Raw genomic sequence first — 11,208 nt, 5'->3', positions numbered from 1 at the left:
GTAAGGACCGGGTCATGGGACTCCTCGAAGACAAGGCGCGGGCGCGGACGTTCTATCGGTTTCTCTCGACGATCTACGACCGGATCAACCCGTACGTCTGGACCGAAGCGATGCGCGCGGACGCACTCGCGGAACTCGACTTCGAGGCCGAGGATCGCGTCCTCGACGTGGGCTGTGGGACGGGCTTCGGGACGGCGGGCCTGCTCGACCACGTCGAGACGGTCCATGCGCTCGATCAGAGCGCCCACCAGCTCGAACACGCCTACGAGAAGTTCGGGCGGCGCGGCCCGGTGCAGTTCTCCCGGGGCGACGCCGAACGGCTGCCGTATGCGGCGGACAGCTTCGACGTGGTCTGGTCGTCGGGGTCGATCGAGTACTGGCCCGACCCCGTCGCCGCGCTCGAAGAGTTTCGACGGGTGACACGACCGGGCGGACAGGTGCTCGTCGTCGGGCCGAACGCCCCCTCCTCGCGGGTGCTCCGCAAACTCGCGGACGCGATCATGTTCTTTTACGACGAGCGCGAGGCCGACCGGATGTTCGAGGCCGCGGGGTTCGAGGCGATCGAACACGTCACGATGGGGCCATCCTACCGCCCGAACGTCGCGATCACGACCGTCGCGCGCGTGCCCGACGAGTAAATCTCCAAAGCGACGATCCGACCATCCTTCGAGAGGCGCGCGTCTTTCGAGAAAATCTCCAAAGCGACGATCCGACCGTCGCGCTGTCAGGTGGCCGTCGTCTCGACGGTCGCGACGTGATAGCCCTCGTGGGAGATAGTGACGGTGACGGTATCGCCAGCGTCGATCGCGGTGTTGTTTCCCAGTTCGAATCCGGCCCGGTCGCCCGCTCGCCAGACGCGATCTGCACTGGCGGCGTTGAACGGCCCCTCGGGCGCACCGGTGAATCCGACGGTGCCGTTGAACGGAACGTCGGGCTGGTGGGTCACTGGCTCACCGTCGACCGACAGGCGCAGATCGAGGTCGTCGACGTCGAGTGGGTCGCCCCGACGGTGGATGAGGTTGATCTGATCGGTGTCGGCGTCGACCGACCCATCGATACTCGCGTACCTCGGCTCTGCGGGCGTCGAGACTGACCCGAACGCGGCGGCGACCGATCCCGCGAGGACGACCGTGAGGACGATCAGCACGACGCTGCCGACGACGGGACTGGTCGCCCGATCCATACCTCGGCCGATCGCTTACGTGGGCAAAAATGTCGCGACTCGCGATTGGGTCTACGAGGAAAGCGTCGCGGTGGGGTCCGCGACGCCCTGCGACTCACTGGCGGTGTCACGGGACGCCCCGCCGAGAGCGAACTCGACCGTGCGATCGCCCGTGGCCCTGACCGTGACCCGCGTCTTGCCCGCGGGGTCGACCACCCAGCGGCGGCCGTCCGATCCGGTCTGTCCGATCGTGGTGTTCTCGATCGTGACGGCCGCATCCACCGGGTCGCCGTCGGCGGTGACGTCGATCGCGACGGGCCCGCCCGCGTCGGTCTCGTTGACCGTCACCGTGAGATCGTCGCCTTCGTGGGTCGCGACCGTCCGTTCGTCGAGGTCGGCGACCGAGCGGCGCTGGAGTTCACGGAACGGTGCGGTGGTGTTGCCGTCGACGAACGCCCGGACGCGTCCGCCGTCGAACGGGAACGTCACCCGGTAGATCGACCCGCCGTAGGTGAGGATGCTCGGGTTGTTCGATCCGCTCTCGATCGCCATCTGATAGGCGGTGGCGTAGTACTCCGATTTCGCCAGGTCGTAGGCGGCGCTCACGGGCCCGCCGTTGGACTCTCGGAACTGGTTGGTTCCGCTGGGGACGTAGTCGTTCCAGCGGGTCACCTCGCGGCGGTAGGAGCCCGATTCGATCGTGCTCGCGGCCACACCGTCCTCGCTGGCGGCGAGTACGACTGCCGTTCGCTCGCCCGAGACCGCGTCCGTCCGGACGCGCTCGCGGACCGGGCCTTCGAGTGAGAGCGCCTCGCCCTCGATCTGTGATCGGCTCGATAGCTCCGATTCGAGGCCATTGCTCAACGAGAGGTCACTCCGGGTCGCAGCCAGGGCCTGAATCGCCGCGCGCTCGGCGCGCAGACGGGTGGCGTCACCGTCGACGCGTGCGAGCGCGAGCGCGAGTGAGTCGGCCGATCGATCGCCGGCAGCGAACTCCGCGCCCGCGCGCTGGCGGTCGGTCCGATACCGATCGAGGCGGGTCTGGAGTCGCCCGACCGCCGCCTCGACGGCGGCCCGGCGCTCGGCGTCCGCGTCCGCCCGGTCGAGACGGGTCTCCAGTGCGGCGACCGCGAGCTCCGATCGCAACTGATCGGCATCGCCGTGGGCCGCGGTCCCGAGGTCGGCCCCCGGTGCGGCGACACCCGATCGTCCCTCGTCGATCCCGACCGCGCCGACGTCCGTCGCGGCGACGCCCGCGGCGCCGGCGACGCTGACGACGCCGAGGACGACCACAAGCGCGAGGACTCGCGATTCCATCACGGCGAGGTTCGGGCCCCCCGGTCTTAAATCCCGTCCGACCGCGGCGTCCGGTCGCCCTCTGTCGCCTTTTGAGCGATGAAAACTGTTATCCTACGGAGGTTCGAATCGCCCGATATGTCGCCTCGGGCGATTGCCCTCCTCTTGGTGGTGGTCTCCGTCGCCGTGATCGGCGGTGTCGCGACCGGCGCGACCAGTCCGATCGAAACCCACCAGACCATCGAGATCGCCCTCCAGAGCGACGGTGACGCCCGCTGGCAGATCACGACCACGCTCACGCTCCGCAACGAGACCGATCGGGTCGCTTTCGAGCAGGTCGCAGATCGATACGAGGACGGCCGAATCGAATCCCAGGGCCTCCAGTCCGCCCGGACCGCCGCCGACATGGCCGCCGCATCGACCGGCCGGGAGATGGCGATCGACGAGGTCGAGTACCGCGCCGAGCATGGCGGCGACGCGGGCGAACTCACGGTCGCGTTCACCTGGGAGAACTTCGCGCGCGTCGAGGACGACGCGATCCACATCGGTGACGCGTTCGCGACTGACGATCGCTGGCTCGCTGAACTCGGCGCGAATCAGACGCTGATCGTCGACCCGCCCTCTGGGTACGGCCCGACAGACTGGCCCTACGGCGTCGAGAACGGCCAATCGCGGATCGAGGGCCCCCACAGCTTCGAGTCCGGCGCGCTGTCGGGGACGTTCGTCGGCGGCGTCGGCGTCGGCGCGCTCGGGTGGGTGCCCGCGCTCGTGCTCGTCTTCGTCGTCGTGCTCGGCCTGGGGTGGTGGCTCTACACGCGCCGCCCCGAGGACGACGAACCCGTGCCATCGCCCGATCCGGACGACGAGCCAGCGCCGGATCCCGACCTGCTCAGCGACGAAGAGCGCGTGGAGGCGCTGCTCGACCGCAACGGCGGGCGGATGAAGCAGGCCGCGATCGTCGAGGAGACCGGCTGGTCGAACGCCAAAGTCTCCCAACTTCTCTCGGAGATGGCCGAGAACGATCGGATCGACAAACTTCGCATCGGCCGGGAGAACCTCATCTCGTTCCCGGACGAGGGCTTCGAGGACTAGTCTTTTTTCACGATCGCACCGACGACGCGATCCACGAGTTCGCCGGGCAGGTCACTCGGACGAGTAATAATCTCACCCAGGCCGAACATGAGCGCCGCGACGCCGGCGAACGTGACGCTCAGCCCCCAGTCCCCACGCACGGCGGCGTCGAGTGCGAGCACGATCACCGGCGCGATCAGGACGAGCGCCCCCGCGCGCCCGATCATCGCCACGATCCCCTGGGCCATACGATCGATGGGGGCGAACGGCGTTTAAACGCCGCGTTCGATCGGAAGCTTCAGGGACGGGGGACGTCACGTTTTCGGTATGTTTACCGGAATCGTGGAAACCAAGGGTGAGGTGCTGGGGATCGACGACGACGAGGGTGGTCGCCGCCTGACCATCGACGCGCCGTTCGACGTGAGCGAGGGCCAGTCGATCGCCGTCGAGGGCGTCTGTCTCACCGTCGAGACGTTCGACGCCGACAGTTTCACCGTCTTTCTCGCGGCCGAGACGCTCGATCGGACCTTCTTCGGGGAGGTGTCGGTCGGCGATCCGGTCAATCTGGAGCGCGCGATGCCCGCCGACGGCCGGTTCGACGGTCACGTCGTCCAGGGCCACGTCGACGGGACGGCCGAAATCACCGGTATCGAGTCGGTCGGTGAGGACTGGACCTACTCGATCGCGATTCCCGAGGATCTGGGCCAGTACGTCGTCGAGAAAGGGTCGATCGCGGTCGACGGCATCAGTTTGACCGTTGCCAGCGAGGCCGGTGAAACCGGCCTCGAAGAACGTGGCGGTGACACCGCCACGCACGAGGTCGACATCGCGATCATCCCCGAAACGCACGCGGTGACGAGTCTCTCCGCAAAGTCGGTCGGCGATCCGGTCCACCTGGAGGTCGACGTGATCGCCAAATACGTCGAGAACATGCTCGCGGGCGAGTCGGGATCGAACCGCGAGGCCTGGGCCGAGCGACTGGCCGAGCAGTAGCGCGCGGCGATCGAGTCGGTTCTCAGCGGGGGGCCTCAGCTGTCCTCGAACCCGGTCGTCGTCGCCCCGTCGTCGTCGATCGAAATCGTATAGACCGCGCTCGGCCCGTGGTCGTGGACCGCGTCGAGTGTGATCTCGACGGCCGTGGACGTCCCGTGCGTGCGATCGTCGACGGTCAACCGAGCGTCGGCGGGATCGGGTACGTCGACGGTCGCCCGATCGCCCGCCGAGAGCGTCACTGACCGGGCGATGCGCGTGCCGGCGCTCGTCTCGACCGGCGCGAGTCGGAGTTCGACGTCGATGGTCTCCGTGCCCGTATTCGTGACCGCGACGGTCAGGTCCGGATCCGATTCCGTCAGTGAGGAGGGGCCACTCTGGCCTGGGTCGCTGTCACCGGGGGCGTCCTCGGAGTCTCCACAGCCAGCGAGCGCGAGCGGGATGGGTGCCGTGAGACTCGCGAGGACCGCCCGCCTGGTCGGCGGCATGATGGAAATACCGTACTCCGACGCTATCAATCCTTGCCGTCGTTCTCGACGACCGATAATATCCTGGCCCGTCGAGTTGAAACAAAGGGGTCGGAACGGCTCGGACCGGAGGGTGGGTCGGGGGCGTGTGATGGACCGCGAACAGACTGCGACAGCAGTCGAATACGTGTCTCCGTCATTTATGCCGTCAACAATCTGGAGCGGAGCCTCGCCATTTCACACGAGGGGGGCGAATGTCCGTGATTCTGAGGGGAATGGACTGCTGCATAGAGTGGGTCGATGGGGCGCGTACGAGTGGACTGGTACTGGCTGCATTCCAGTCGGAAACACTCCCGCATCGTCGCAATATTTTCCACTGATACGCCTGTATCCGTTCGAAATGTGTCCTGGAGTCTCACTGAGCGAAAAGTGCGAGAACAAGTACGAACAGGTCGGCCTCGATACGTCGTATCTTGTTTTGATGACGATGTCTGGTGTGCTTGCTGGCGTGGCACTCCTCACCAACTCGATTCCAATCCTCATCGGCGCGATGGTCATCGCCCCGGTGTTGACGCCGTTGGAACTCGTCTCGGCTGGCCTCGCTGCCAACCGGTTGCATCGAGCCAGATTCGGGGTCTCGGTCGCAGTCGTCGGTCTGTTGGCTGCGACTGCGGGGGCTATCGTGACGACGCTGGGTCTGAACCTGACGGGCGTGCTCCCACCGGCGGAGAACCTCATCGGTAAACCACTCCTCGAAGAACGCATTACGGCTGGCTGGTTCAGCGTCGTTGCTGCTGCCGCGGCGGGCATCGCGGCGGGGGTCACGACCGACAAAGATCGACAAGACACGCTCGTCGGCGTCGTCGCGGCCCTCGCACTCGTCCCAGCCGCAGCTGCCGGGGGCATCACATTACTGTCACAGGCGCCTGCGAGAGCCAGTGGCGGCCTGCTTTTGCTCCTCCTCAATGCAGGCATGGTCGTGGTCACTGGGACGGTGACACTCTGGCTCGGCGCTCGTGGTGATCGGAAAGCAGACACGGCGAAGTGACATCCTCCGCGCCCTGAAGGGCGCGGCTTCCTGGCATGGGAATACCGGTCAACGACCGGCAGTGGGTTCCGACCCGACCTCTCCGAGCGTCATCTGCCGTGGTAGGCTCTGCTCGGTGGGGTCGCGGCGTTAACGAGACGCGACGCGTCTCGTTCGCACACCAGAAATCGGAGATTTCTGGGGATGCTGTCACAGGCACTCCCATCCCGTGAGATGTCATCGCCCGCCAGTTTCAGCGGCAGGCTCTCACCCCACGGGTCGTGGCGATCAGCGATATTGATTGCGGCGTTGATGTCTGCGTGGTACTCCGATACCCAACACTCGTCGTTCTGACACCGGAACTCGTCGCCGTTCCGATACCCGACGTGGCCGCACTCGTTGCACGTCTGCGACGTGTACTCTGGGCGGATGTATTCGACCGGAAGCCCGGCCTCTCGTGCTTTGTCTTCGATGCGCTCCTGCAAGCGAGCGAACGCCCATGCGTGGAGGCGTCGGTTCATCCACTCGCCGTAATCGAGGTCGTCGCGGATGTACGAGAGGTCTTCCAGAACGACTACAGGCTTATCGAAGCGCTCGGCGTACTCGATGGCCTGCCGAGACGCCTTCTCGATGATGTCTGTGAGTGCGTTCTGGTAGTGGTCGAACCGTTCGTCAATCCGCCACTCGGCGGTGTCACGCTCCTGGAGTCGCTTGAGCGTCGTATGCATCTCTTTGCGGAGGTGGCGAGCGCGACCACCGTTGATGAGCAGTGGGTCAGTCGGAGTCCCCTGCTCGCAGGCACAGCCCGCGAGCAGGTGTGCTTCGCCAATGTCGAAGCCAACTGGTGTTACATCGTCGTCGGTCGGTTCGTAGTTCGGTTCTTCGACCGGGAACTCGACGGTGACGTGGAGTGTCCACGACGTGCGGTTGCGTTGCAGTCGGAGTTGTCCCGCCGAAGCGTCTCCGTGTACGAGGTCGTGCCACAGACCGTCTTGTTCGGGATTAATACGGAGCGGTATCCAGAAATTCGTCCCGCGACCGGGTTGCGGTACCCACCATGTGAACTCGTAGTCCCGTTCCGGTGAGTGGTCGAACTCGGCGGCTTGGTTGGTGAGTCGAACTGGGTGGTCGTCGTCCAACTCCTCGGCGTCGTAGGTGCCGTGGAGTTGCGGGACGTAGTTGCACAGGGCCGCTTTCGCCTGATACGGCAGGTCGTAGGGCGTCACCACGTCGCTGGTTGCGCTCATCGTCTCGCACCCGGCCTCGAACGCCTCGTGGAGTCCTGCCCGGTAGGTGTCGAGCAGGTCGCACAGTTTGCGCTCTTTGTGGGCTGTCGGCGGCGCGAGCGTGGCCTCCAGCGTTTTCGTGGTCGTCGCGGTCATGCTACTGGTCGTTCACGTAGTCCATCAGCACGTCGATGCTCACTTGACCGGTCGTGGCGAGGAAATATCCCGGTTGCCAGAACGCATCTTCGAGCGTCTGTTTCACCTCGGGGTACTCCTGCCGAATCCGGCGGGATGTGACACCCTTGAGCGAGTTGATGAACTTCGTGAGGTCTGTGGTTGGTTTGGTCCGAAACAAAATGTGAACGTGGTCGGTACCGCCGTCCACGTTTGTGATGTCGGCCTCGAAGTCGTCTGCAATATCGTGGGCAATTTCAGCGACACGCTCCAGCCGCTCATCCGTGAGAATATCGGCACGGTACTTCGTAGCAGTCACGAAATGATACTGAAGCGCGTACACTGTGTGCGACCCGGTTTGCAGATGATACTCCATTTGGCCTTAGCAGATACGATACACCCAATCCAGATAACTCTTGTGACGTGAGGTATTCAGCAAGGAGAAACCGAGTGGTTTGTTGCACAGAGCTTACGCGATTCACTCCCGCCCTGTTCGCTCTTCGGTTCCGACTGGGCGTCGGAACACTCGTCACTCACGGGAAGGGCGGGATTCTCTCGCTGAATCAAGATAGGCATCCACCGCACCGGTCCCCTGATTCGCTGGTCCCTCCCGCATCGAACGGGCGTCTCTGGCGAACTCGTCCCCTCTACTGAACGATTCCAGTCGCAATCGGTGGGCCCTCTCCTCGGAGGTTCGCGCCCTGTGTTCAGCACGGCCGCTCCCATCGCCAATTGAGGATCAGAAGAACAACGCTTCAACAGCGTCGACCGGAAAGTGGGTTCGGCCGTGTGAAATACAGCTAGCAGACTGCGACAGCAGTCGAATACGTTTCACCGTCGTAGGTCACGCGAGACGTATTCACCCACGCGTCCGCGGTCGTGTCGATTTCGGTGTAACTGCTCTGCAATGCATCTCGAAACTCCGATTGGCGGCGCTCGGAGAGGTTCTCGTAGTCCACTCCGGTACTGGTTTCTTCGGCACCGGCGTTCGAAACGTGGAGTGACGGCGGACAACTATTATCACTCGACAGCGGGACCCCGATCAGTCCGGAGAATATGGCGAACAGGACGACGAGCAGTCCGCCACCAACGACTGCTTTGCTCGATCTGTCCATCAAGTTGTTTTTTACTTATAAATATTAAAGGGTTTTCTTGATGGTATGGACGGGTAGTTCGTACACCTTCAGAGGGGCTGTTCCACGCCGAATCAACTGTTTGAGAATCAGCCCCGATCTGGTCGGCCCTTTCGGTACGTACAGGTTACCCACGTAGCGGGCGATTCAATCATGTCTCATAACCAGATACCCGGCTTGGTATTTTAATAACCGGGCAGATAATTGACTCGTATGGACTGGGGCTTCAGAATTCGAAAAGATGTTCCATCATGGGTGATGAAACTCGTACTGATTGGTGCCATCCTGCTGATTGCCGGCCTCCAGTATTTCGACATCTTATAACTACCTGTAACGGTCTACCTTTGCCGGTGATGAATGCGACGGCGGTCCCGACCAGTCCGAACAGGAGGCCCACCAGCGGATACGGATGCACTCCCTCGAAGAATACGACGAGAAACAACCCGACGAGCGTTATCTGCACACCGAGAATCCCTGATTCTATTGTCTCCATAGCGGGACAATCTCGGTAGCACATCAAAACATTTCGGCTCACCGGTAGAATTCAGCGAACGACTGCTCCAGACGAGAACTCGTCGAAAAATCGCAATTCAACAGCGCCGACCGCAGTGGGTCGGGGTGGTTCCAGAGCGGAGAGTGGGTCAGGCGATTTCCGGGCTCGCTGCTCGCGGCTCTCTACCGTTCGCCGCTCGCCATTCCGAGGTCGTTCACTTCGTTCACGACCTCGCTGCTCGCGGGCATCGCGCGGCGCTCCGCGCCGCGAATTCGAGGCGGTTTTCAACCGCCTCGCCGCCCGCTCGCTATCGGAGAGCCTCGCTACGCGTCGCCTCTCCCGCTCACGGGCCTGCGGCCCGTTCGCGTCGTCGAGAGTCTTTCAGACTCTCGCTGCTCGCGGGCCTGACGGCCCGCTCGCCGTATCGAGATTCTCACTTCGTTCGAATCTCGCTTACATCGCACCGCCCATGCCACCCATACCGCCCATGCCGCCCATACCGCCCATGCCGCCGCCCATACCGCCAGGGCCGCCGGCACCGGGTCCGCCCTCGTCATCGTCGTCGCCGGTCTGGCCACCCTTGAGGTCGCCCGCGGCGATCACGTCGTCGATGCGGAGGATCATCACGGCGGCCTCCATCGCGCTCTCGACGGCCTGGGTCTTCACGCGGAGCGGCTCGACGACGCCGTCTTCTTCCATGTCGACGATGTCGCCGGTGTAGGCGTCCAGCCCGACCGTGGTGTCGCCGCCGTCGTGGGCACTGCGGAGTTCGACCAGCGAGTCGATCGGGTCGAGGCCAGCGTTCTCTGCGAGCGTGCGCGGCACGACGTCGATGGCGTCCGCGAACGCCTCGACGGCGAGCTGTTCGCGCCCACCCACGGAGTCGGCGTAATCACGCAGTCCGAGCGTGAGCTCTGCCTCGGGAGCGCCGCCGCCAGGGACGACTTTCCCGTCTTCGAGCGTGACGGAGACGACGCCGAGGGCGTCCTCGATGGCACGCTCGACCTCGTCGACGACGTGCTCGGTGCCGCCCCGCAGCAACATCGTGACCGCCTTGGCGTCCTCGATGTCCTCCACGAAGATGTGGTCGTCGCCGCCGACCGGGCGCTGAGCGACCGTGCCGGCCGACCCCAGGTCGTCGGCGGTGAGGTCTTCGACGTTCGAGATGATGCGTGCGCCCGTCGCGCGGGCGACCGACTCGGTGTCGGATTTCTTCACGCGGCGGGCGGCGAAGATGCCCTTCTCCGCGAGGAAGTGCTGGGCCATGTCGTCGATGCCTTTCTGGCAGAAGACGACGTCCGCGCCCGCGGCGTCGACTGCGTCGACCATCTCGCGGAGCTGCTCTTCCTCGCGGTCGAGGAAGTCCTGAAGCTGGTCGGGGTCGGTGACGTTCACTTCGGCGTCGAGTTCGGTCTCGCGAACCTCGATCGCCGTGTCGAGCACGGCCACGTCGGCGTCCTCGACCATGAACGGCATGTTCTCGTGGACGCGCTCCTTGTCCAGGAGGACGCCCTCGACGAGTTCGGACTCGTCGATCGACCCGCCGACGACCGTCTTGAGGCTGACGTTGTCGGTCTTGACGGTGTCGCCGTCGGCCACGGCCTGCACGGCGCGCACGACGAGTTCCGAGAGCGTGTCCTTCGCGCTCTCGGCACCCTTGCCCGTCATCGCCGTCGAGGCGATGCGTTCGAGGGTGTCGGTGTCGCTCGCGTCCACGTCGATCGCCATGTCGTTGAGGATCTCGCGGGCCTCGTTGGCGGCCTCGCGGTACCCCTGGGCGAGGATCGTCGCGTGAATGTCCTGGTCGAGGAGGTCTTCCGCTTTCGAGAGGAGTTCGCCCGAGATGACGACGGCGGTGGTCGTGCCGTCACCGACCTCGTCTTCCTGGGTCTGGGCGACCTCGACGACCATGTTCGCGGCCGGGTGCTCGATGTCCATCTCGTCGAGGATGGTCACGCCGTCGTTCGTGACGACGACGTTGCCCGCGTCGTCGACGAGCATCTTGTCCATGCCCTTCGGACCGAGTGTGGTCCGCACGGACTCCGCGACGGCCTTGCCCGCGGAGATGTTCATCGACTGAGCGTCCTTGCCGGACGTTCGCTGGCTGTCCTCGGAAAGAACGATGAGCGGCTGGTTTCCCATCTGTTGTGCCATAATCAACCGAGGATT

The 11,208-nt window shown here is 64.4% G+C and carries 11 protein-coding genes and 1 pseudogene; 4 read left to right on the top strand and 8 right to left on the bottom strand.

Translation table 11 applies throughout. The features are described from left to right. The first annotated feature begins 14 nt into the window (after positions 1-14). Positions 15-638 carry a methyltransferase domain-containing protein gene (locus HARCEL1_RS11320; RefSeq protein WP_108383623.1) on the top strand — a complete coding sequence of 208 codons (624 nt, stop codon included), beginning with the start codon at positions 15-17 and terminating at the stop codon, positions 636-638. Positions 639-724: 86 nt separating this feature from the next. On the opposite strand, the gene HARCEL1_RS11315 is transcribed toward HARCEL1_RS11320, so the two are convergent. Both HARCEL1_RS11315 and HARCEL1_RS11310 read right to left on the bottom strand, forming a co-directional pair. Beyond that, positions 725-1,183, bottom strand: coding sequence for a type IV pilin (locus tag HARCEL1_RS11315; protein WP_108383621.1), 459 nt, complete (start codon positions 1,181-1,183; stop codon positions 725-727). 51 nt (positions 1,184-1,234) lie between these two features. Beyond that, positions 1,235-2,479: a DUF7096 domain-containing protein gene (locus tag HARCEL1_RS11310; RefSeq protein ID WP_108383619.1), complete on the bottom strand. Its 1,245-nt coding sequence runs from the start codon at positions 2,477-2,479 to the stop codon at positions 1,235-1,237. Between the two features lie 117 nt (positions 2,480-2,596). Between HARCEL1_RS11310 and HARCEL1_RS13465 the strand changes: the two genes are divergently transcribed. Beyond that, positions 2,597-3,550 (top strand): helix-turn-helix transcriptional regulator, encoded by a 954-nt coding sequence (locus tag HARCEL1_RS13465; RefSeq protein WP_159077116.1) that lies wholly within the window; start codon positions 2,597-2,599, stop codon positions 3,548-3,550. On the opposite strand, the gene HARCEL1_RS11300 is transcribed toward HARCEL1_RS13465, so the two are convergent. Beyond that, positions 3,547-3,777 (bottom strand): DUF7533 family protein, encoded by a 231-nt coding sequence (locus HARCEL1_RS11300; RefSeq protein WP_108383617.1) that lies wholly within the window; start codon positions 3,775-3,777, stop codon positions 3,547-3,549. The two genes, HARCEL1_RS13465 and HARCEL1_RS11300, sit on opposite strands and share 4 nt — an antisense overlap. A gap of 79 nt (positions 3,778-3,856) precedes the next feature. On the opposite strand from HARCEL1_RS11300, the gene HARCEL1_RS11295 reads away from it, so the two are divergent. Further along, positions 3,857-4,522: a riboflavin synthase gene (locus HARCEL1_RS11295; protein ID WP_108383614.1), complete on the top strand. Its 666-nt coding sequence runs from the start codon at positions 3,857-3,859 to the stop codon at positions 4,520-4,522. 35 nt (positions 4,523-4,557) lie between these two features. Here the strand turns inward: HARCEL1_RS11295 and HARCEL1_RS13460 are convergent, their stop codons facing one another. After that, positions 4,558-5,007 carry a hypothetical protein gene (locus tag HARCEL1_RS13460; protein ID WP_159077115.1) on the bottom strand — a complete coding sequence of 150 codons (450 nt, stop codon included), beginning with the start codon at positions 5,005-5,007 and terminating at the stop codon, positions 4,558-4,560. A 379-nt stretch (positions 5,008-5,386) separates the two neighbouring features. Here HARCEL1_RS13460 and HARCEL1_RS13455 point away from each other — a divergent pair, with 379 nt between their 5' ends. Beyond that, positions 5,387-6,034, top strand: a complete 648-nt coding sequence (locus tag HARCEL1_RS13455; protein ID WP_159077114.1) for a DUF389 domain-containing protein — start codon at positions 5,387-5,389, stop codon at positions 6,032-6,034. Between the two features lie 48 nt (positions 6,035-6,082). Here the strand turns inward: HARCEL1_RS13455 and HARCEL1_RS11280 are convergent. The 4 genes and pseudogenes from HARCEL1_RS11280 to thsA all read right to left on the bottom strand — a co-directional run bounded on the left by HARCEL1_RS11280 (position 6,083) and on the right by thsA (position 11,181). After that, positions 6,083-7,395 (bottom strand): annotated as a pseudogene (locus tag HARCEL1_RS11280) (RNA-guided endonuclease TnpB family protein). A gap of 1 nt (position 7,396) precedes the next feature. Then, the gene (gene tnpA, locus HARCEL1_RS11275) at positions 7,397-7,789 is read right to left on the bottom strand and encodes an IS200/IS605 family transposase (RefSeq protein ID WP_108383606.1); all 393 of its coding nucleotides are present in this window, start codon (positions 7,787-7,789) and stop codon (positions 7,397-7,399) included. A 424-nt stretch (positions 7,790-8,213) separates the two neighbouring features. Next, positions 8,214-8,528 carry a hypothetical protein gene (locus HARCEL1_RS11270; RefSeq protein ID WP_108383604.1) on the bottom strand — a complete coding sequence of 105 codons (315 nt, stop codon included), beginning with the start codon at positions 8,526-8,528 and terminating at the stop codon, positions 8,214-8,216. Positions 8,529-9,492: 964 nt separating this feature from the next. Then, positions 9,493-11,181, bottom strand: a complete 1,689-nt coding sequence (thsA, locus tag HARCEL1_RS11265; RefSeq protein ID WP_108384273.1) for a thermosome subunit alpha — start codon at positions 11,179-11,181, stop codon at positions 9,493-9,495. Between the last annotated feature and the right edge of the window lie 27 nt (positions 11,182-11,208).

It is taken from the genome of Halococcoides cellulosivorans (assembly GCF_003058365.1).
GTDB lineage: Archaea > Halobacteriota > Halobacteria > Halobacteriales > Haloarculaceae > Halococcoides > Halococcoides cellulosivorans.
The sequence above is the reverse complement of the archived record's forward strand: the minus strand, read 5'-3'. Positions and strand labels throughout refer to the sequence as shown.

Bases quoted from the DNA above. Each gene is read 5' to 3' on its own strand.
- HARCEL1_RS11320 (WP_108383623.1), top strand. From the start codon at position 15: ATGGGACTCCTCGAAGACAAGGCGCGGGCGCGGACGTTCTATCGGTTT.
- HARCEL1_RS11315 (WP_108383621.1), bottom strand. From the start codon at position 1,183: ATGGATCGGGCGACCAGTCCCGTCGTCGGCAGCGTCGTGCTGATCGTC.
- HARCEL1_RS11310 (WP_108383619.1), bottom strand. From the start codon at position 2,479: ATGGAATCGCGAGTCCTCGCGCTTGTGGTCGTCCTCGGCGTCGTCAGC.
- HARCEL1_RS13465 (WP_159077116.1), top strand. From the start codon at position 2,597: ATGTCGCCTCGGGCGATTGCCCTCCTCTTGGTGGTGGTCTCCGTCGCC.
- HARCEL1_RS11300 (WP_108383617.1), bottom strand. From the start codon at position 3,777: ATGGCCCAGGGGATCGTGGCGATGATCGGGCGCGCGGGGGCGCTCGTC.
- HARCEL1_RS11295 (WP_108383614.1), top strand. From the start codon at position 3,857: ATGTTTACCGGAATCGTGGAAACCAAGGGTGAGGTGCTGGGGATCGAC.
- HARCEL1_RS13460 (WP_159077115.1), bottom strand. From the start codon at position 5,007: ATGCCGCCGACCAGGCGGGCGGTCCTCGCGAGTCTCACGGCACCCATC.
- HARCEL1_RS13455 (WP_159077114.1), top strand. From the start codon at position 5,387: ATGTGTCCTGGAGTCTCACTGAGCGAAAAGTGCGAGAACAAGTACGAA.
- tnpA (WP_108383606.1), bottom strand. From the start codon at position 7,789: ATGGAGTATCATCTGCAAACCGGGTCGCACACAGTGTACGCGCTTCAG.
- HARCEL1_RS11270 (WP_108383604.1), bottom strand. From the start codon at position 8,528: ATGGACAGATCGAGCAAAGCAGTCGTTGGTGGCGGACTGCTCGTCGTC.
- thsA (WP_108384273.1), bottom strand. From the start codon at position 11,181: ATGGGAAACCAGCCGCTCATCGTTCTTTCCGAGGACAGCCAGCGAACG.